14 protein-coding genes and 2 pseudogenes are annotated in these 19,952 nt (G+C 52.4%); 2 read left to right on the top strand and 14 right to left on the bottom strand.

Annotated elements, in window-relative coordinates:
* Positions 1–63: 63 nt before the first annotated feature.
* The 4 genes from HV302_RS12140 to HV302_RS12125 all read right to left on the bottom strand — a co-directional run bounded on the left by HV302_RS12140 (position 64) and on the right by HV302_RS12125 (position 4,671).
* Positions 64–288 carry a YdcH family protein gene (locus tag HV302_RS12140; protein ID WP_003833168.1) on the bottom strand — a complete coding sequence of 75 codons (225 nt, stop codon included), beginning with the start codon at positions 286–288 and terminating at the stop codon, positions 64–66.
* A 167-nt stretch (positions 289–455) separates the two neighbouring features.
* The gene (locus HV302_RS12135; protein ID WP_029139548.1) at positions 456–2,111 is read right to left on the bottom strand and encodes a glucan biosynthesis protein D; all 1,656 of its coding nucleotides are present in this window, start codon (positions 2,109–2,111) and stop codon (positions 456–458) included.
* A 193-nt stretch (positions 2,112–2,304) separates the two neighbouring features.
* A complete protein-coding gene (hglS, locus tag HV302_RS12130) occupies positions 2,305–3,648 on the bottom strand; it encodes a 2-oxoadipate dioxygenase/decarboxylase HglS (protein ID WP_181627382.1) in 1,344 nt (447 codons plus the stop codon).
* A 120-nt stretch (positions 3,649–3,768) separates the two neighbouring features.
* A complete protein-coding gene (locus HV302_RS12125; protein ID WP_181627381.1) occupies positions 3,769–4,671 on the bottom strand; it encodes a manganese-dependent inorganic pyrophosphatase in 903 nt (300 codons plus the stop codon).
* A 230-nt stretch (positions 4,672–4,901) separates the two neighbouring features.
* On the opposite strand from HV302_RS12125, the gene pcaQ reads away from it, so the two are divergent.
* Entirely contained in the window at positions 4,902–5,825 is a 924-nt protein-coding gene (pcaQ, locus tag HV302_RS12120) for a pca operon transcription factor PcaQ (RefSeq protein ID WP_003020288.1), read from the top strand.
* Between the two features lie 45 nt (positions 5,826–5,870).
* Here pcaQ and HV302_RS12115 read toward each other — a convergent pair.
* The 3 genes and pseudogenes from HV302_RS12115 to HV302_RS12105 all read right to left on the bottom strand — a co-directional run bounded on the left by HV302_RS12115 (position 5,871) and on the right by HV302_RS12105 (position 9,155).
* A pseudogene (locus tag HV302_RS12115) lies at positions 5,871–7,559 on the bottom strand (methyl-accepting chemotaxis protein).
* Positions 7,560–7,728: 169 nt separating this feature from the next.
* On the bottom strand, positions 7,729–8,847 hold the full coding sequence (locus tag HV302_RS12110) for an S-(hydroxymethyl)glutathione dehydrogenase/class III alcohol dehydrogenase (RefSeq protein ID WP_016153173.1): 1,119 nt from the start codon (positions 8,845–8,847) through the stop codon (positions 7,729–7,731).
* A gap of 32 nt (positions 8,848–8,879) precedes the next feature.
* On the bottom strand, positions 8,880–9,155 hold the full coding sequence (locus HV302_RS12105; protein WP_003833178.1) for a metal/formaldehyde-sensitive transcriptional repressor: 276 nt from the start codon (positions 9,153–9,155) through the stop codon (positions 8,880–8,882).
* A 357-nt stretch (positions 9,156–9,512) separates the two neighbouring features.
* Here HV302_RS12105 and HV302_RS12100 point away from each other — a divergent pair.
* Positions 9,513–10,210 (top strand): IS1 family transposase gene (locus HV302_RS12100; RefSeq protein ID WP_223429336.1). Its coding sequence is split into 2 segments (ribosomal slippage): positions 9,513–9,762 and positions 9,762–10,210, totalling 699 coding nucleotides; the frame shifts between segments, so codons are not numbered across the junction.
* 11 nt (positions 10,211–10,221) lie between these two features.
* On the opposite strand, the pseudogene HV302_RS12095 reads toward HV302_RS12100, so the two are convergent.
* The 7 genes and pseudogenes from HV302_RS12095 to hrpA all read right to left on the bottom strand — a co-directional run.
* Positions 10,222–10,623 (bottom strand): annotated as a pseudogene (locus tag HV302_RS12095) (histidine-type phosphatase); the annotation flags it as partial.
* A gap of 278 nt (positions 10,624–10,901) precedes the next feature.
* Entirely contained in the window at positions 10,902–12,170 is a 1,269-nt protein-coding gene (locus HV302_RS12090; RefSeq protein ID WP_029139549.1) for a Y-family DNA polymerase, read from the bottom strand.
* 2 nt (positions 12,171–12,172) lie between these two features.
* A complete protein-coding gene (locus HV302_RS12085; RefSeq protein WP_016153176.1) occupies positions 12,173–12,592 on the bottom strand; it encodes a translesion error-prone DNA polymerase V autoproteolytic subunit in 420 nt (139 codons plus the stop codon).
* A 171-nt stretch (positions 12,593–12,763) separates the two neighbouring features.
* Positions 12,764–13,294, bottom strand: coding sequence for a cytochrome b561 (gene cybB, locus HV302_RS12080; protein WP_019076843.1), 531 nt, complete (start codon positions 13,292–13,294; stop codon positions 12,764–12,766).
* Between the two features lie 149 nt (positions 13,295–13,443).
* Positions 13,444–14,883, bottom strand: coding sequence for an aldehyde dehydrogenase (gene aldA, locus HV302_RS12075; RefSeq protein ID WP_181627380.1), 1,440 nt, complete (start codon positions 14,881–14,883; stop codon positions 13,444–13,446).
* Between the two features lie 199 nt (positions 14,884–15,082).
* The gene (locus HV302_RS12070) at positions 15,083–15,874 is read right to left on the bottom strand and encodes a YdcF family protein (RefSeq protein ID WP_047417340.1); all 792 of its coding nucleotides are present in this window, start codon (positions 15,872–15,874) and stop codon (positions 15,083–15,085) included.
* Between the two features lie 85 nt (positions 15,875–15,959).
* Positions 15,960–19,862 carry an ATP-dependent RNA helicase HrpA gene (gene hrpA, locus HV302_RS12065; protein ID WP_181627379.1) on the bottom strand — a complete coding sequence of 1,301 codons (3,903 nt, stop codon included), beginning with the start codon at positions 19,860–19,862 and terminating at the stop codon, positions 15,960–15,962.
* Positions 19,863–19,952: the final 90 nt, after the last annotated feature.

The raw sequence follows: 19,952 nt of genomic DNA, 5'->3' as shown, positions 1-19,952 counted from the left end.
ATCAAATAAAAACAGGAAGGGCTCCCTTTTGGAAGCCCTTTTACACAGCAAGCGCCGTTTTACTTAGCTCTCACTGACACTCTCTTTTTGCAATATTTTGAGCAGATCTTCCTTCAGGTGGAGTTTCTGTTTCTTAAGGCGAACAATGTCCAAACTATACCCCCGACCATCCGAACCTTCCAGTCTGGAGATCTCATGATCAAGGCTGTTGTGTTTTTCGAATAAGGACAGAAAGCGAGGGTTCTCGGATTTCAGTCGGGAAATAAGGTCTCTGTATTCTGGAAACATACTTTCTCCCTGTTAGTGGAAAAGAACGTGTATAAGAAATACACACCTCCAGAGTACCCACTTGACTTACAGAAAAATGCGAACGGGATCGAGTAAATAGTGTACAGAATGGTTGTGAAGAGGATTACGGATACGGCTCCCCATTCGGAGAGCCGTAAAGGGAGTGATTAACGCATCTCGCGGTCGTCAACGTACTGACGTTTATCCGGCGCTGGCGGGAAGTACTGATACAGCCAGGTTTCACTGATGGCGTCGCCCTGACAACGCAGGAACATACGCATATCTACCGGATCGGTTGAGTCAGAGGTCGGATACCAGTCAAACTGAATGCGATAACCGTCGATAGGTTCCACGTAAAGGATCTCAATCTGTTTCGCTTCACCGCTGGAGAGCGTAATCACCGGTTCAATACCCTTCGGCGCGGCGGCTTTTAGATCGCCACCAACGAAATCAACAGCAAAACGTCGCGCCCATTTTTCCGGGTAGTGCTCGCCCGGCGCCCATCCTTCCGGGAAGCCGCCCATGCCTGTTCGGGTCGCCATCACGCGAGCCAGCGGTGAACGCACCGGCGGCTGAGCACTCCAGTACAGGCGATATTTGAATTCCAGATCATCGCCCGCTTTGATCGACCTTTCAGGCTGCCAGAAGCAGACGACGTTATCCAGCGTTTCGCCGGTCGTCGGGATCTCCATCAGGCCGATAGTCCCCTTGCCCCACTGGTTACGCGGTTCGACCCACAGGCTCGGACGCTTGTTGTACCAGCCCATGATATCCTGGTAATGGGAGAAGTCGCGATCGAGCTGCAGCAAGCCAAACCCTTTCGGGTTGTTATCGGTATAGGCGTTGAACTGCAGTTTTTGCGGGTTATTCAGCGGGCGGCAGATCCACTCGCCATTGCCCCGCCACATCGCCAGACGGTCGGAATCATGAATTTGCGGGTGAATGGTGTCACACATCCGACGTTCGTTGTTGCCGCAGCTAAACATGCTGGTCATCGGTGCAATACCGAGCTGCTTGATGTCTTTGCGCGCATAGATGTGGTTTTGTACATCCATGATCACCTGCGTTTTCTCGCAGTGGATCACGAACTTAAATGCGCCGGTTACGCTGGGGCTGTCGAGAAGCGCATACACGGTAAAGGAGGTTGCGCCCGGTTTGACCGTTTCGAACCAGAAAGAGGTGAAATCAGGAAACTCTTCTTTGCTGTCGGTGTAGGTATCTACCGCCAGACCGCGGGCCGATAAACCGTACTGATAGGTGTCATCCACGGCGCGGAAATAGCTGGCGCCCAGGAAAGAAACGATATCGCGACGGGCTAATTCTGGCGCTTTAAACACGCGGAACCCGGCGAACCCGAGGTCAGTCTGCCCTTCCAACTGTTTGGTATCCACACCCGCATCATTGTATTTAAACAGTTCCGGACGGAAGTGGATTTCGCGCGCCATATGCGTGCTGCCATCAACCGAGAACATGCGTACGCGGCGACGGAAGCCCATTCCCACGTGGAAGAACTGCGCATCAAGCTGACGATTTTCAACATTGTTCCACAGAGACTGCTCTGCGTCATATTGAATGCTGTTGTAGGCCTGAGGCGTCAGTTTGGCCAGCGTGTCAGGTAACGCGCGCGGTGCGCCGCCCCAGGGCTTCTGTGCTAAGTCATGGGCCATCGATTGCAGAACGGAAAAATCAAAACGTACGGTTTTTCCGTCTGCAATGTCAGACTCTGCCGCAAAGGCGGCGCTGGAAAAGAGTGATGCAATACCACTGGTTCCGCACACGGCGGCCATTGCCATTGAACCTTTAATAAATCGTCTGCGATTCATGCCTGAAAGTGAGTCCTTCTGGTCGTGTAAATGGTCCCGCGCCGGCCATAATCAGCGGCAAGAGAGTGCACATTTCTGACCGCTCACTCTAGACAAAATTCATTAATAATCCAATTGTTGGTCGCCGATTATCTGTACAAAATCGAAAATATTTTATGTCGATGGGAACAGACCGAATCCCATGTAAATTCAATTAAAGTAAACCACACCGCCGTTTACTGCGATCTTGCGCCTCCTGATACAACGCAAACTCATCATAAACCGCACAACCCAGCGCCTGTTCAAACGCGTCGCGACTGGAATTACCGTGGCTACGAGCCTGAGTTTCATTCCCCAGATTAGACTGGAAAATCCCCGCGGCGCTCACCGGTAAAAAATCTTCGTAGGTAATGGGCTGAGCAACCAGCCAGCCCCGCTCAATGAGCGGCTGCGGGTCGTCATCCGGGCGAATCGCCTGTCGATGCGCCTCGCCCGACGGCGTCAGCCGGTAGCGGAACCAGGCAAGCCCCTGCTGGCGCAGCAGAAATTCGCTGTCCGGGAATGCTTTGAACACCTCCTGCAAATGCAGCTGATGTGTCAGGTTGTCTTTTCCCGTTCCCGCTTTATTCAGCAATTCGTCGTACAATGCTCTGCCTTTCGGCGTCAGGGCCACGCCGCGCTGTTCGATTTCACCAAAACGCGCCGTGTGAGTGCCACGCATTTCACCGGCAAATAACACCGGCTCTTCCAGCGCTTTAAAACTGGTCTGACGCAATAAAATGGGCACCTCGCGGCGCGGTGGCCCTTCAATCAGTATTTTGGGTTCAATGCCGCACTCCGGCATCATCGACTGAACCCGGTCGATATCCAGCGTACGCGGCGTCAGATGGTTAATATGACACCCAGGGAAACACACCACATCAGCAACCAGCCGGTGCTCATTGTGCAATGCGTGATAGGTCGCCTCATCGACCGTGGCATGCTGATGCCAGCGGAAAGTTTCCAGCGCTTCTTGCACAAACTCCTGCGCCTGCTCAGGCGTAAAACTGCCCTGCACATCAAACTCATCCAGCAGTTCGTGACAACGACGGGTGAAAATATCGCGTTTCGCGAGGATCTCCGCGGCTTTTTGCCGTAGCGCGGCGTTTTCGATTAATTCGAGGCGCAATAACGAGGTGAATACCCGAAACGGGTTGCGCGAAAGCGACGCATCGTCAATGGGACGAAACGCGGTGGAATGCACGGGAACACCGGCCTGGGAGAGATCGTAATAACTCACCGGATACATGCCCATAATGGCAAACATCCGGCGTAGCGTAGAAAGCTCCTGCGCAGTGCCCACCCGAATGGCGCCGTGGCGCTCAACGTTTAGCCGGGCCAGCTCATCTGCATTCGCCAGTTTTTCATGCAGCGTAGGATTATTTTCCAGTACCGCCAGATTCACATCAGCGACAAGTTCCAGCAACGTGCCATATTGCGGGACTTCCTGCTGGTACATTGCTGACATTGCCTGCGAAAATTGTTCCCGAATCTCATCTGCCGTGATGGTGTTCGCCATAATGTCATGCCTCCAGTGAATATTACCTGGAGTGTAGAAAACGCCGCTGACTCCGGTGGGAAGAATTTACAAAGTGTGACCCCGCGTAAATTTCCCACCCCTACAGACGGTGAACAGAACCTACTGGCGTGGTTTTAAATGACTTTCCAGCCAGGGCAACATCTGTTTTTTACGGCTGAGCATCCCCTCCACCTTACAGGGCTGCGGGATGTCTGACAGCGCTGTACCGGTAAACCACAGGCTGGTGTCGCCCAGATTGATATCGGTGAGCATCAGTACAACCAGCGCGGCATTCTTTTCCTCTGCATAGCGCGCCATTTCCAGACGGAGATCGTCCAGCACCGCATCCACCTGTTGCAGCGCATACAGTTCAAGCTGCGCCACACAAACAGAATGTCCATGAATGGTGAAGGTTTTAATGTCTTTCTGCAGAAGCTCGCGAGCGCTCATGCCTTCCACGCTTGTTTTAGCAGACAGCAGGTCGCGACTAAACGCCTCGAGATCCACACCGGTTTTTTGGGCCAGGGCCTCCACCGCCAGGCGATCGTCAGAGGTGGTCGTTGGCGAACGAAGCGTGACAGTGTCACTCAATACGGCACCCAGCAATAAAACGGCCTCAGCGGCAGACAACTGGCTGCGCTCCTCTTCCGTCATCAGTTGCCATAACAGCGTCGCGCTACTGCCGACTGGCTTCACCCACACTTCAGGTGGCAGACGAGTGACTAATCCACCGAGTCGGTGATGATCGATAATTCCCACGACGTTACTTTCTGCCAGCGATGCCGGCCCCTGGGCAAGCTCGGTGAAATCGACCAGCCACACATCACGATCGGTCAGTTCAAACGTCAGCCGTTCGGGCATCGTCAGTCCTGCATGCTCAAAGATAAATTGCGTTTCGCGGTTAGGTTCGCCCAGACGCCATGCCGTCGCCTGCTGGCCACGTAAAGTAAGCCAACGCGCCGTCATGGCGGCGGTACAAATGGCATCGCTATCGGGATTAAGGTGCCCTATTACATCTATCATTAATCAGTACCTTGTGAAGATAATGGTTCAAAAGCAAACAATAACGAAAGTATATCGACTGGACGGATTCTCTTCCATGATCCCACCACCCGGTGGCGCTGTACAAAACATAAGCAAAATAAATCAGTTGTAAGTAAAATAGGATAAATGTTAATAATATTTTGCTATCAAGTTATCAAAATCGAACAACTTCACTTGTCACCGATACGACTCTGTTTTTAACATCGCTTATGGAAAAAAATGTTCTGTTCAATCAGCGCATTCGCTTGCGCCACCTTCATACTTTTGTCGCCGTTGCACAGCAGGGAACGTTGGGCCGCGCGGCTGAGACCCTTAACCTGAGCCAACCAGCCCTCTCCAAAACGCTGAATGAACTGGAGCAACTGACCGGTACCCGGCTCTTTGAGCGTGGCCGCCTTGGCGCACAATTAACGCTGCCCGGAGAACAGTTTCTTACCCACGCAGTCAGAGTGCTGGATGCGCTCAACACCGCCGGACAAGCCTTAAACCAGCGCGAAGAGTCACAGACGGATGTCGTACGAATTGGTGCCTTACCCACCGCGGCCCTGGGCATTCTGCCAGCGGTCATTGGCCCGTTCCATAAGCAGCAAATGGAGACCACGCTGCAGGTTGCCACCATGAGCAATCCCATGATCCTGGCGGGTTTAAAGTCAGGGGAAATTGATCTCGGCATTGGCCGTATGGCCGATCCGGAATTGATGGTTGGTCTGAACTACGAGCTGTTATTTCTGGAATCGCTCAAACTGGTCGTGCGCCCTAACCACCCGTTGTTGCAGGAAACCATCACGCTGAGTCGGGTGATGGAGTGGCCGGTGGTGGTTTCACCAAAAGGAACCGCCCCTCGCCAGCACGCAGAGGCGTTGTTGCAAAGTCAGGGCTGCAAAATGCCGCCGGGCTGTATTGAAACGCTGTCAGCATCACTCTCCCGCCAACTTACGGTCGATTACGACTATGTGTGGTTTGTCCCTTCAGGCGCGGTTAGAGAAGATTTACGCCAGGCGACGCTGGTGTCGTTGCCGATACCCACCCACGGTGCGGGTGAACCCATTGGTATTCTTACCCGTGTCGATGTGCAGCTCTCTCAGGCCGCGCAGATCCTGATCGCCGCAATACGCAAAACCGTACCGTTTTGATGCCAAAAATTAAGGGACCATCAGGTCCCTTAATTGATTTTATTGTTAAAACGTTTCCCAGTTATCGCCACTGGCAGTTGCCGCCTGCGGGCGTGAATGGTCAGGCTTTGTCGTCACAGGCGCGCGTTTAATAGCACTTGTCCCTGTTAAACGGAATGTGCCAACAGCTTCCGTTAAGCGCGCCGCCTGCTCTTCCAGCGATGCCGCTGCGGCAGAGGCTTCTTCAACCAGCGAGGCATTTTGCTGCGTTACCTTATCCATTTCTGAAATTGCCTGGCTCACCTGGACGATACCCCGGCTCTGCTCATCAGAGGCCGCTGCAATTTCCAGCATAATGTCGGTGACGCGTTTTACCGCATCGACAATATCCGTCATCGTATTGCCCGCAGCGACCACTTCTCCGGAGCCCTGATCAATCAGTCGGACTGATTCGCTGATCAATCCTTCAATCTCTTTTGCCGCCTAAGCGCTGCGGCTTGCCAGCGTGCGCACCTCACTGGCAACCACGGCAAACCCACGGCCCTGCTCTCCTGCCCGCGCCGCTTCAACCGCTGCGTTCAGCGCCAGAATATTGGTCTGGAAAGCAATGCTGTTAATAACGGCTGTGATTTCGGAGATTTTCTTCGAACTCGTTGAGATATTGCCCATAGTTTTGACCACGCCAGAAACCATCTGACCGCCCCGACTGGCCTTACCGGAGGCATCTTCTGCCAGCTTGCTCGCATGATGCGCGTTGTCGGCGTTTTGCTTCACCGTCGCCGTCAACTCTTCCATGCTGGCCGCCGTTTGTTCAATCGCCGCAGCCTGTTGTTCGGTACGTGAAGACAGATCGGTGTTCCCCGCCGAAATCTCACTGGTACCGCGATAAATCTCTTCCGCGCCCTGACGCACCGTGCCTACCGTTGTCCCCAGCGAACGTTGCATTGTTTGCAGATGGCGGCTCAGGCGACCAATTTCGCTGCGCCCGGTCGGTTCCTCCGGCATGGTGAGATCCCCCGCTGAAATTTGCTCAATACGCTGGGCGGCACGCAACAGAGGATGAATGACGGTACGGCGCAGAACAATGAACGTCATCACGGTCAGCGCCAGCGCAAGAACAAATGCGCCCAGCATAAAAGCCATACCAAGCTGTGTACGCTGATGCGCCTGTTCGCTTAACTGATTCGCCCTGGTGGTACGAATGTCGATCGCCTTTAACAGCACCTTGTTGTAAGCAGAGTCCAGCGGTCTGGCCTGTTCATTTTCATGGTTGATGATCGCTTCAAACATGCCGTTTTTAGCGTACTTCAGCATCGGCTGTAAGCCGTCGGTATAGGCTTTGAAGCTGGCGCTCAGTTCAGCGTCTAACGCTTCATCGGCAGGCGTTTTTACCGCGCGTGACATATAAGCATTGAAACCGTCCTGCGATTGCTTAATCCGTTTTTCTGCCTCGGCGATATTGGCCTTCATGTCATCCATTTCGGCAATACGGCTCGCCGCGCCGGCGTGGATCATGTTGATACGCGCGGTACGCAAGTGGTTAGAGCTGTTAGATAACCCCATCCTGACCTGAATCTCATCGGTTACGTCGCGCTGATCGCGATCGGCCTGCATAAGAAAATAGCTTGCCAGCCCGGAACTTAAGGCGAACAGCAGAAGGATGCCACCGAGAATGGAGGAAAACAGCGGAACCAGCCGGATTTGATGCAGAAAGCCCAGTTTATGCTGGGCTTGCATCGATGTAGTGTTGTCCATGACCGTCGACTCTCTTGTAGGGTTTATGCGTGAAAACACGCCCGTTAGATAGTCATCGGCAATCCGGGAAGTTTACTTACCGTGAAAAGCGCCGGATTCGTCACACTTTCACAACATAATTCTAAAAAATTCAGGAAAGTGCCAGCGGTGAAATCCGCTGGCCAATGAATCAGTTATCGCCAAAGTGGATAACGGTACGGATGGATTTACCCTGATGCATTAAATCGAACGCGTCGTTAATCTGCTCCAGCGGTAAACGGTGGGTAATAAACGGATCCAACTGAATTTTCCCGCTCATCGCATCTTCAACCATACCAGGAAGCTGAGTACGCCCCTTCACGCCGCCAAACGCGGAACCGCGCCAGACACGCCCGGTAACTAACTGGAACGGACGAGTTTTGATCTCTTGTCCGGCTCCTGCCACGCCAATAATGATGCTTTCGCCCCATCCTTTATGGCAGCATTCCAGCGCAGCGCGCATCACGTTAACGTTACCGATACATTCGAAACTAAAGTCCACGCCGCCATCGGTAAGCTCGACAATCACATCCTGAATCGGTTTGTCGTAATCCTTCGGATTGATGAAATCGGTCGCGCCCATTTCACCTGCCAGCGTAAATTTTTCCGGATTGGTATCAACGGCCAGAATACGCCCGGCTTTCGCCTGCGCCGCGCCCTGAATCACCGCCAGGCCAATGCCGCCCAGACCAAATACGGCGACGGTATCACCTTCTTTCACTTTTGCGGTGTTATGGACCGCTCCGATACCGGTGGTCACGCCACACCCCAGCAGACACACTTTGTCCAGCGGAGCCTGCGGGTTAACCTTCGCCAGAGAGATCTCCGCGCAAACGGTGTATTCGCTGAAGGTGCTTGTGCCCATATAGTGATAAATCGGCTCGCCGTTATACGAGAAACGGGTTGTGCCATCCGGCATCAGACCTTTGCCCTGGGTCGCACGTACGGCCTGACACAGGTTAGTTTTACCCGATTTACAGAACTTACACTCGCCACATTCTGCGGTGTATAGCGGGATCACATGATCGCCCGGTTTCAGGCTGGTAACGCCTTCACCCACTTCAACCACAATGCCGCCACCTTCATGGCCGAGCACCGCCGGGAAAACCCCTTCCGGATCGTCACCTGAGAGCGTAAAAGCATCAGTATGGCACACGCCTGTGTGGGTAATTTTAACCAGCACTTCACCTTTCTTTGGCGGTGCGACATCGATTTCGACAATTTTTAACGGTTGGCCGGGGCCGAATGCAACTGCTGCACGTGATTTCATTTGTCTCTTCCCATTATTGCGAGGTGATGGTGTTATTTTAGATAAGCACGCAGAAGATGGCCGATTTCAGCCATGCGCACGGCACGCTGGTCTGGGGTTGTTTCCCCGCTGACCAGTTCGTCTTTCAGGTGGATCTCAACCATTTCGCCCATCAGGCCATTGGATGCGCCGCGCACGGCGGCAATTTGTTGCAGGATAGCCAAACACGGCTCGCCGGACTCCAGCGCGCGCTCAAGCGCATCAACCTGACCGCGAATACGGCGTACACGGGTGAGAATGCGTTTTTTATCTTCGGGTGAATGCGGCATACGCCCTCCAAATACTATAGGGGGGTATACTATCAGTCTTTTTAACTAATTGTAAAATAAATAACTTGTTATTATTTAATACGTTGTACAAACAGCACATTTAGACATATGTGGGCATATCACCGTGTTAAGCGGTTTTAGAGCCGCAACACCGAGCGCTTTTCGATGTATTCTGCATCGCTGAACAGTCCGGATTTTTTCTGGAGCAGTGTAACTGGATTGTCACTCGCAAAGAGCAGTCAGTTGAAGACTCATGTAATTATGAACAATACGAATACCCCCGACTACAAACCGGGGGTTTCGGTGATGCTGCCAACTTACTGATTTAGTGTATGATGGTGTTTTTGAGGTGCTCCAGTGGCTTCTGTTTCTATCAGCTGTCCCTCCTGTTCAGCTACTGACGGGGTGGTGCGTAACGGCAAAAGCACTGCCGGACATCAGCGCTATCTCTGCTCTCACTGCCGTAAAACATGGCAACTGCAGTTCACTTACACCGCTTCTCAACCCGGTACGCACCAGAAAATCATTGATATGGCCATGAATGGCGTTGGATGCCGGGCAACCGCCCGCATTATGGGCGTTGGCCTCAACACGATTTTACGTCACTTAAAAAACTCAGGCCGCAGTCGGTAACCTCGCGCATACAGCCGGGCAGTGACGTCATCGTCTGCGCGGAAATGGACGAACAGTGGGGCTACGTCGGTGCTAAATCACGTCAGCGCTGGCTGTTTTACGCGTATGACAGGATACGGAGGACGGTTGTGGCGCACGTCTTCGGTGAACGCACTCTGGCCACACTGGAGCGTCTTCTGAGCCTGCTGTCGGCCTTTGAGGTCGTGGTATGGATGACGGATGGCTGGCCGCTGTATGAATCCCGCCTGAAGGGAAAGCTGCACGTAATCAGCAAGCGTTACACTCAGCGCATTGAGCGACATAACCTGAATCTGAGACAACATCTGGCAAGGCTGGGACGGAAGTCACTGTCGTTCTCAAAATCGGTGGAGCTGCATGACAAGGTCATCGGGCATTATCTGAACATAAAACACTATCAGTAAGTTGGAGTCATTACCTGAATTTGACATTTTGGTGCTAACCCAGCCAGAAACGCCTCACCCGTTTTACGGGTGCGTTGATCCGTGTCTGCAATAACAGCAACCTGCCCTGGAGATGGGCACGTTTGATTATTCAACAAACCTTTGCTTGTGAACCATAAACGTTGATACTGACCTAATTCAGAAACAAGTTCTCCCCCACGAGGCGTTAGCCATCCTAACGGCACATCCCATTGTGGCCATTGGTCGGGTGTGACATCTTTCATTATTGGAGTGAACTTCGTAGGTGATCTTACTCCATGACGACTCACTATCACAACCCGCTCAAGTTTCATACCGTTCTGCTCTTCAGCACGTATTGAGAAAGAACCGCATAAGAGAGAAAAAATTAATAAACGAATGATGAATGTACTCATTACCAGCACCACCTTTTCGTAAGTGAAAAACAAACAACTCGTATAAGCCAGTTCGATAACTGGTTCTATCAGATAGAAATAATCCTACTCCTGAGTTCACAACAATCCAACTTTTTGAATATCAACTTTGTCTCTTATCGAAGTATTAAAGGAGCGCTAATTTAGCCGCGCTGGAAAGGTATCCAAGGTTATGGAATCGTTGGCAATTTACAACGTCCTGTCATTGAAAGGATAATTGATCCGGTATAAATAAGGTGGGCGTAAGCCTTGTTTGACTATCAATTTACCCGCAGCAAATCACTGTATCTCGTTGTATAACGTGGCGAAAGCATGTCTCGCTTCATCGCCCACGGCTGCTGTATCCCTTGCCCAGCAAAGTAGAGCGTTCCTTTCCCCTTTTCAGCATTAAGAGTATCCAGTAGGTCCATCAATTTATCGCTGTTACGCCGCGGGGCGTTATTATCAAAAAGATTCAGCTGTGCAACGCCAGAGCTAAAAAAATCCCCCAGCATAACGCCCGCTTTTTGATAACGTAGCCCCTCTCGCCAAACGGCGTCCAGGCTGCGCGTGGCTGCTGTAATAATGTCCCGGCTATCCTGAGTTGGCGTCAGCAGTTTTATCGATGCGCTGTTACCGTAATAAGGTTCATTCAGGGCAAACGGACTGGTTTTGATAAACGTAGAGATAAACCGGCAGTACTGGTGTTCTCTGCGCAGCTTTTCCGCAGCACGTGAAGCATAGGTGCAAATGGCCTCTCTCATGGCGTTGTAATCCGTGAGTTTTTCACCAAACGATCTTGAGCAGATAATTTCCTGCTTATCCGGCGCAAACTCTTCCAGCGCCAGACAAGGCTCACCGCGCAATTCCCGGACGGTTCGCTCAAGCACGACGCTGAAATGTTTACGAATGAAGCGAATATCAGTATCCGCGAGGTCGAGAACCGTTTTAATGCCCATGACGTCCAGTTTCTTGCCGATACGGCGTCCGATGCCCCAGACTTCATCAACCGGGAGTGCTGCCATCAGCTTACGCTGGCGTTCAATATTTGAGAGATCCACGACTCCGCCCGTCTGTTCCTGCCACTTTTTGGCCGCATGGTTCGCCAGTTTGGCCAGGGTTTTGGTCTGAGCAATGCCGACCCCAACCGTGAGACGTGTTTTCTGCAAAATGGTTGCTCTGATTTCCTGACCAAAATCCGTAAGATCCCTGCAGTTTCGCACGCCCGTTAAATCACAAAAGGCTTCATCAATACTGTATATCTCCACGCGTGGCGACAACTCCTCCAGAATCGACATCACCCTGCTGCTCATATCCGCATACAGTTCGTAGTTCGAACTAAAACAGAACACGCCATAGCGCCTGAACAGATCTTTCTGTTTGAAGTACGGAGCGCCCATATTAACGCCAAGCGCCTTTGCCTCTACGCTGCTGGCAATAACGCAACCATCGTTATTTGAAAGAACGACAACGGGCTTCCCTTTCAGATCAGGCCGGAATGCCGACTCACAGCTGGCATAAAACGCGTTAACATCCACCAGTGCAAACATCATCAGCCCGCTGCTTTAATGATAAATGTCACCACGCCAAATATATCCAGCGTGTCCTCGCTGCTAATCATGATCGGCGCGTAGGCGCTGTTCTCTGGCTTCAGCATCACAACCGGATGTAATTGCAGGCGTTTAACGGTGAATTCGCCCTCAACGGCGGCAATAACGATGTCTCCATGGGCAGGTTTTCTGGCGCTGTCGACAATCAGTAAATCGCCCTCGCCGATCCCTGCTCCCCTCATGGAGTCGCCCGATGATTTAACAAAATAGGTTGCGCTGGGATGCCGTACCAGCAGGTCATTGAGGTCGATACGTTTCTCAACGTAGTCCTGTGCAGGAGATGGAAAACCGCAGGGCACAAGATCGCTAAATAACGGAAAGTGTTTAATTTCGCGGCGTTCCGCAGGCTGGAAAAACAACATAATAATCTGCCTCTCATTTACTGTATTTATATACAGTAGTTTTAATAAGAGCAGCAATCAAGTAGCGAGTGTGATGAATTGGACGTTGTTTAACCATCTTGCCGGTAAGTTTTTATGATGTCTGGAAAAATAATCGGCTAAAAAAATACCCCGCATTTGCGGGGCATTACATCAGGAGCGTTTTCGCGGCATCATGCGCAGCAGCGTATTGTCCTTCCAGAAATAGTGGTGCATCAGGGCCGCAGCGGCATGCAGAGCAATAACAAAATAGCCCAGATTTGCCAGCGTCACGTGCCAGGACTTCAGCATATCCACTACATCAAAATTGGCCTCTGCCGCATGCGGCATAACGATGCCGAATGCAATCCACGGGTTACCCCGGTTGTACATCATCACCAGTCCAATAATCGGCAGAACAATAAACAGCAGATAGATAACCAGATGCCCCAGATGCGCCATTCCGGTCATCATCGGCTTCGGTTTTGGCACAATCGGCGGTGCCGGATATTTTAGCCTGACCAGCAGACGCGCCACCATCAGCGTTAAAATAGTGATGCCACAGGATACGTGCACCATGTTAAATAAGGGACGATAGCTGCGCGGGAAAAATCCGCGAAACTCCATAGCGCTGTAGGCCACAATGACCAACAAAAAGACCAGCCAGTGAATGCCAATTTGCAGGCCAGAATACTTATTCCCCATAACACTTCCTGAATAAAAACAATAATGCGTCACCATAACGGGCTTTTGTTAAAAATTCATTAACTTTTGCTCACCCGGCTTATTCTTATGGATCGCCAGCAAAGTGTGAGAATTGCGCCGGGTGGCGTACAGGCTCACCCGGCGAAAACTTAGGACTGCAGATACACCACCTGCGTTTGCAGATATTCGTTCAGACCGTGTTTACCGTCAGCTCCGCCAATCCCGGACTTGCGCCAGCCAGCATGAAAGCCCTGCATCGCCTCGAAGTTTTCACGATTAATATAGGTTTCGCCAAACTTCAGCCCTTTGATCGCCTTCATCGCCGTATTCAGATTCTGCGTATAGATCGATGAGGTCAGACCGTAATCGCTGTCATTGGCCATCATCAGCGCCTGTTCCAGCGTATCAAACGCTACCACCGGCAGCACCGGACCAAACGTCTCCTCGTGCATAATCGCCATCTCCTGGCGCACGTCTAACAGTAACGTCGGTGGATAGTAATACCCTTTGCCGGAAACGGCCTTACCGCCCAGCACCACTCTGGCGCCTTCCTGCACCGCTCGTGCAACTTTCTGCTCTACACGCTCCAGCGCAGCGGCGTTAATCAGCGGCCCCATTGCAATATCATTGCGCTCAGCCGGATTGCCAAACTGCACGGCTTTCATCGCCTCGCCCAGACGATTGACGAATTGGTCATAAATACCTTTCTGAACGTACACGCGCTCGGCACAGTTGCATACCTGTCCGGTGTTGATCACCCGCGAGTCAACAATTGCCTTTACGGCCAGTTCAAGATCGGCATCATCCATCACGATAGCCGGGGCCTTGCCGCCCAACTCCAGACAAACTTTGGTGATATTTTTAGCCGCCGCAGCCATAATTTTCTCACCCGCCCCGACGCTACCGGTCATGCTCACCATGGCCACCTTCGGGTTTGCGGCCAGCGCCTGACCGACCGTTTCACCACGTCCCAGCACCAGATTAAATACGCCGCGCGGCAAGCCAATATCATCAACAATTTTGGCAAAGGCGATGGCGTTATTCGGTGTAAATTCACTCGGCTTAATGACAATGGTATTACCCGTCAACAGTGCGGGAGCCAGTTTGCGGGCAATCAGGAAAAACGGAAAGTTCCACGGCAGAATGCCCGTAGTCACGCCCAAAGCGCGCTTAAACAGCAGAATATTCTCGCCCGGACGATCGCTTTGCAGGATCTCGCCTTCATAGCGACGCGCCCACTCCGCCATATAATCGATATAGTCGGCGGTAAACGAGACTTCGACCTCAGCCAGTTGCTGTATTTTTCCACCCTCCGCCACAATCAGGGCGCTGATTTCACTGGCTCGCTGACGGATACCCGCAGAAATTTTGCGTAACCAGTTCGCCCGTTCAATGGCGGGCAGCGCTTCCCATTGCGGCTGAGCGCGCTGTGCAGCATCGATCGCTTTACACGCATCCTCGGCACGTCCATCGGGAATACGCGAGATCACCTCTTCCGTGGCTGGATTGACGACATCAATCCAGGCATCATCGTGCCAGGTCACAAACTGCCCATCGATATACATAGGATGTTGTACGGGTACTGACATGCGGCTCTCCTGTGATTGATTTGTTTTTAACAAGTAAAACTATTGTTAATTAATATCAATCATGCAGGTCGTATTATGGCTGGAGTGGCTGTTCTGTGAGCGGCTTCATAAAAGCGTCTGGCAAAGTGATGATGAAGGGAAAAAACAGGTGTGATTTTTGCCCGTTTGCCGCAAAACGCCGACAAACGGGCAACAGGAATTACAGAGAGCGGCTCTCCAGTAAGTCAGTCAGCACGATGTCATTTTGCAACTGCTGCCAGGCTTGCTCAACGTTCTGAGGAATATCAACATGGGCGATAAAATCGCGGCCGCACGGCCCATAACCGGTGGCATCATCACGCAGGCGAGGAAGTTCACCGGTTATGAGAGACAGATAGCGATCCACTGACCACAAACCTTCTGCTGCTGGCACAAAATCCACGCCGTCTTGCTGTTGGGCCAGCTCAGGGATGAATCCAGGGAAACTCAACCAGCGCGGCGCATGCGGCTCATCGCGGGTTACGCGCTGAAAGGTTGCCATCGTGCGACGTTGCATAGTGGGATCCTGTACCACAATGACGGTATGAATACTTTCCGTCGCCTGATTCAATAATGCACAGCTAAAACGGGCATTCTCACCGCAGTTTGTTGACTGGTCTTCCACCCAAATCTTCTCCCCCGGGATTTGCCAGAACTGATGTGCGATATCGGCAAGGATCGCCGCTTCCGCGCGCCCGGTGGTACGAATGATGTTGTAACGAGGATGCTCTGCAATCGCGTCATACAGAAATCGTGTGGAGTGACCGATGCCACCGCTAATCAACAAGGGAACCTGTTGCTCTTTCGCGATCCGGCAGGCGGCGTCGATGGTCGGAATAACCGCGTTTCCTGCCAGAATCACGCAATCTGACTGAACGGTGATATTCCCCGTAAAATCATTCTGCGCCAACCATCGCCCTACGGTATTGATCGCCGCAAGCGTGGTTGCGGAAAGTGTCGGAAACTGGCTCATACTCATGACTCCTGATCTTAATACTTTATCGGGTTGCATACCGGGCGGTGACGTCACCTTACCCGGTATGCTGTCTGGTACCTATTTATCCCGAAATTTGCTCCATCGCCTGCAAAATACGTTTATCGGAAATCGGATACGGCGTACCAAGCTGCTGGGCAAAATAGCTGACGCGCAGCTCTTCTATCATCCAGCGAATCTCTTTGACATCGTCATCTTCACGGCGCGCGGGAGGTAGTTTATTGAACCACTGATGCCAGGCCTGCTGCACGCTATCCACTTTCAGCATCTGCGCACGGTCACGATGCGGGTCGATAGCCAGTTTTTCCAGACGCTTTTCGATAGCCTGCAAATAACGCAGCGTATCGCCCAGACGCTTGAAACCATTGCCGGTAACAAATCCACGGTACACCAGCCCGCCCATCTGCGATTTGATATCCGCAAGCCCCAGCGCCATGGTCATATCCACGCGCCCTTTCAGACGTTTGTTGATATTAAACACCGCGGTCAGAATTTGTTCGACCTGCTTAGCAATATCCACCACCGTATCGTTCAGTTCAGCCCGCACTTTTTCATGCAGCGCCGCAAAGCCTTCTTCGGTCCACACCGGACCACCGTTGGCGTCGATCAGTTGATCCACACCACAGGATATACAGTCGTCAATCAAATCCAGCACTTTACCGTACGGGTTAAAATACAGCCCCAGCTTGGCTTTGTTGGGCAGTTTTTCATGCAAATATTTGATTGGTGAAGGAATATTCAGTAACAACAGGCGGCGTAAACCGCACCACATCGCCTGCTGTTGCTCCAGCGGGTTATCAAACAGTTTGATGGCAACGCTGTCACGCTCATCCACCAGCGCTGGCCAGGCTTTTACCTTATAGTTACCGCGTTTTTGCTCGTAACTCTCCGGAAGCTGACCGAAGCTCCAGATGTGCAACCCGCTCTGTTCGATACCGTCATCCGCCACCGCAGACAATGTTTCCTGAACTTTACCCTTCAGTGCGTCTTTCAGATCCTGTAGCGAACGTCCTTCCTGCAGCTTTTTGTTCTTATCATCCACTACCCGGAAGGTGATTTTTAGGTGATCGGGCACCTGATCCCAATGCCAGTCTTCACGGTCAACGGTCACGCCGGTCATGCGGCGCAGTTCACGCTCCAGCGAGTCCAGCAGCGGCAGTTCCAGCGGCGTGACGCGGCCTAAAAACGCTTCCGCATAGTTCGGCGCGGGCACAAAGTTGCGTCGTACCGGTTTCGGCAGAGACTTAATCAGGGCGATAACCAGTTCACGGCGCAGCCCCGGAATTTGCCATTCAAAACCGCTCTCTTCGATCTGATTGAGCAGCGGGAGCGGAATATGTACGGTCACACCGTCCGCGTCGGCTCCGGGTTCGAACTGGTAACTTAACCGTAGTTTGAGATTGCCCTGATGCCAGAAGTTCGGGTAATCCAGCTTACTGATTTTTTCCGCGCCCTCTTTGATGAGCATGCTCTTTTCAAAGTTGAGCAGATCCGGCGTTTCACGGCTGACCTTTTTCCACCAGCTGTCAAAGTGACGCGCGGAGACCACATCATGGCTGATGCGTTGGTCGTAAAACTCAAATAGCGTCTCATCATCAACCAGAATGTCGCGACGGCGTGATTTGTGCTCTAACTCTTCCACCTCAGCGCGTAACTTCAAATTGTCACGGAAAAACGCATGGCGCGTTTGCCAGTCGCCTTCCACCAGCGCATGGCGGATGAACAGTTCACGCGACAACGCGGGATCGATCTGGCTGTAGTTCACCTTACGGGCTGCAACAATCGGTAAACCGTAAACGGTAACCTTTTCTGTTGCCATCACCGCGCCCTGCGCACGTTCCCAGTGCGGTTCACTGTATGAACGTTTGATCAGATGCTGGGCAACCGGTTCGACCCACTCAGGATCGATGCGTGCAGCAATACGTCCCCACAGGCGGCTGGTTTCCACCAGCTCCGCTACCATCGTCCACTTCGGCGGTTTTTTAAATAGACCAGAGCCTGGGAAGATCGAGAAGCGAGCGTTACGCGCCCCGGTAAATTCCTGTTTATCGGCATCTTTCATCCCGATATGTGACAGTAAACCGGTCAGCAACGCGACGTGGATCTCTCTGTATTCAGCGGGTTCGCTGTTAACAGGAATCCCCAACTCTTTCACCACCTGGCGCAGTTGCGTGTAGATATCCTGCCATTCACGCACGCGCAGGTAGTTCAGAAAATCAAGTTTGCACTGACGACGGAACTGGTTTGACGACAGCGCTTTCTGCTGCTCGCCGAGATAGTTCCACAGATTCACAAATGCGAGGAAATCAGACTCTTTGTCGTGGAAACGGCGATGCTTCTCGTCGGAGGCCTGCTGCTTATCCATCGGGCGCTCGCGCGGATCCTGAATAGACAGCGCCGAGGTGATAATCATCGCCTCACGTACGCAGCCATGTTTTTGCGCTTCCAGCACCATGCGCGCCAGACGTGGATCCACCGGCAATTGCGAGAGCTGACGGCCCAATGGCGTCAGTTTGTAAGCGGTTGCCTGTTCGTCGGTGGTTATTGCCCCCAGTTCTTCGAGCAGGCGTACACCGTCCTGAATGTTACGTTTATCCGGCGCTTCAACAAACGGAAACGCCGCGATATCGCCCAGCCCCAAGGCGGTCATCTGCAAAATAACGGACGCCAGGTTGGTACGCAGGATCTCCGGGTCGGTAAACTCCGGGCGCGACAGGAAATCGTCTTCAGAATACAGACGAATACAGATCCCCTCCGAAACACGACCGCAACGGCCTTTACGCTGGTTGGCAGAGGCCTGCGACACCGGTTCAATCGGCAAGCGCTGAACTTTGGTGCGGTAACTGTAACGGCTGATACGCGCAGTACCCGGATCAATCACATACTTGATCCCCGGAACGGTCAGCGAGGTTTCCGCCACGTTGGTCGCCAGCACGATACGGCGACCGCTGTGCGACTGGAACACACGGTTCTGCTCGCTGTTGGAAAGACGCGCATACAGCGGTAGCACTTCGGTATGGCGCAAATCCAGCTTATTCAGCGCATCGGCGGTATCGCGGATTTCGCGCTCGCCGCTCATGAAGATCAAAATGTCGCCCTGACTTTCACGGCCTAACTCATCTACGGCATCAAAAATTGCCTGCAATTGGTCACGCTCGGTGTCATCTGCGTCTTCAACAATTGGACGATAGCGAACTTCCACCGGATAGGTTCGACCAGAGACTTCGATAATCGGTGCATTATTGAAATGCTTTGAAAAACGCTCCGGATCGATGGTCGCCGAAGTGATGATAATTTTTAGATCCGGACGGCGCGGCAGAAGCTCTTTCAGATAGCCGAGCAGAAAATCGATATTCAGGCTGCGCTCATGCGCTTCATCGATGATGATGGTGTCGTACTGCATCAGCAGCCGATCCTGCTGGATTTCCGCCAGCAGGATACCGTCCGTCATCAGCTTAACCATGGTGTTGTCGCTGACATGATCGCTAAAACGGACTTTATAACCGATACAACCGCCCGGCTCGGTTTGCAGCTCTTCTGCAATACGGTTCGCCACGGTACGCGCCGCCAGACGACGCGGCTGGGTATGGCCGATCAGCCCTTTTACCCCGCGCCCGAGCTCCATACAGATTTTGGGTAACTGAGTGGTTTTCCCTGACCCCGTTTCCCCGGCGACAATAACCACCTGGTTATCGCGGATCGCTTCCAGAATATCCTGTTTTTTCTGACTGACGGGCAGGTTTTCCGGGTAGCTGATGACCGGACGCGCGGCTTCACGCAGCACAACTTTACCTGCAGCGTGATCAATCTCTTTTGCCATCTCCTGGTAAATGGCCTGTTGTGCATCAGGATTTTTAACCTTCTTCACGCCCTGCAGGCGGCGGGCAAAACGCTGTCTGTCACGCAGCATCAGTGAATCCAGCTGTTGCTGCAACATGTTGAAGGTTAATTTTTGTTGTTCTGTCATAGCGTTAAAAGGCAGTGCTCTGCCGGGTTAAATCTCTTTTAGATGATAGGTATAGAGTACCACATCAGCGCTTTTCATGTGTTGTTCAAT

Origin of the sequence: Citrobacter sp. RHBSTW-00859 (assembly GCF_013729795.1) — a bacterium.
Classification (GTDB): Bacteria; Pseudomonadota; Gammaproteobacteria; order Enterobacterales; family Enterobacteriaceae; genus Citrobacter; species Citrobacter braakii.
The sequence above is the reverse complement of the archived record's forward strand: the minus strand, read 5'-3'. Positions and strand labels throughout refer to the sequence as shown.

Coding starts and splice junctions, on each gene's coding strand:
- HV302_RS12110 (WP_016153173.1), bottom strand. CDS start 8,847: ATGAAATCACGTGCAGCAGTTGCATTCGGCCCCGGCCAACCGTTAAAA.
- HV302_RS12090 (WP_029139549.1), bottom strand. CDS start 12,170: ATGTTTGCACTGGTGGATGTTAACGCGTTTTATGCCAGCTGTGAGTCG.
- HV302_RS12135 (WP_029139548.1), bottom strand. CDS start 2,111: ATGAATCGCAGACGATTTATTAAAGGTTCAATGGCAATGGCCGCCGTG.
- aldA (WP_181627380.1), bottom strand. CDS start 14,883: ATGTCAGTACCCGTACAACATCCTATGTATATCGATGGGCAGTTTGTG.
- HV302_RS12105 (WP_003833178.1), bottom strand. CDS start 9,155: ATGCCGCATTCACCCGAAGATAAAAAACGCATTCTCACCCGTGTACGC.
- cybB (WP_019076843.1), bottom strand. CDS start 13,294: ATGGGGAATAAGTATTCTGGCCTGCAAATTGGCATTCACTGGCTGGTC.
- HV302_RS12085 (WP_016153176.1), bottom strand. CDS start 12,592: ATGTTGTTTTTCCAGCCTGCGGAACGCCGCGAAATTAAACACTTTCCG.
- HV302_RS12070 (WP_047417340.1), bottom strand. CDS start 15,874: ATGAGCCAGTTTCCGACACTTTCCGCAACCACGCTTGCGGCGATCAAT.
- pcaQ (WP_003020288.1), top strand. CDS start 4,902: ATGGAAAAAAATGTTCTGTTCAATCAGCGCATTCGCTTGCGCCACCTT.
- HV302_RS12125 (WP_181627381.1), bottom strand. CDS start 4,671: ATGATAGATGTAATAGGGCACCTTAATCCCGATAGCGATGCCATTTGT.
- HV302_RS12140 (WP_003833168.1), bottom strand. CDS start 288: ATGTTTCCAGAATACAGAGACCTTATTTCCCGACTGAAATCCGAGAAC.
- hglS (WP_181627382.1), bottom strand. CDS start 3,648: ATGGCGAACACCATCACGGCAGATGAGATTCGGGAACAATTTTCGCAG.
- hrpA (WP_181627379.1), bottom strand. CDS start 19,862: ATGACAGAACAACAAAAATTAACCTTCAACATGTTGCAGCAACAGCTG.